The organism is Bifidobacterium sp. M0353 (assembly GCF_016100645.1).
GTDB classification, from domain to species: Bacteria; Actinomycetota; Actinomycetes; order Actinomycetales; family Bifidobacteriaceae; genus Bombiscardovia; species Bombiscardovia choladohabitans.
This window is the reverse complement of sequence record NZ_JACFSB010000037.1, coordinates 1-388: the sequence shown is the minus strand read 5'-3', so window position 1 is coordinate 388 and position 388 is coordinate 1. Positions and strand designations below refer to the sequence as shown.

At 27.3% G+C, this 388-nt stretch carries 1 pseudogene; it reads right to left on the bottom strand.

Annotated elements, in window-relative coordinates:
- Positions 1-388 (bottom strand): annotated as a pseudogene (locus H3V04_RS08900) (helicase SNF2); the annotation flags it as partial.

The following is a 388-nucleotide window of genomic DNA, read 5'->3' as shown; positions in this document are numbered from 1 at the left end:
CTAACATTGATATCTTATGATAAATATTTTTATTAATTAAGTTTTCCAAACCTACATCACCTTTTAAGTAGTAGAATGTACAATTATCTTTTTGCCCTAAGCGATATATTCTTCGCTCTGCCTGTTCTTGTAATGCATAATCAAAGGTTTTGTCCCAAAAAACAATTGTATTGTATTTTTGTAGGTTAAGACCTAATGCTCCTTTGCCATATGTTAAAACTTTAACATCAAGATTACTTTCTAGATATTTCTTTGATCTAATAAACTTGCAAAAAACTATAATATTATTTTTCCCTTTTTCTTGTATTATACTTTTTAAAATTTTTGTCTTTTCAGGCTCTATACAATAGGAGTGTTGCATTAAGTGTGTATATTTTAGAAAGGCATC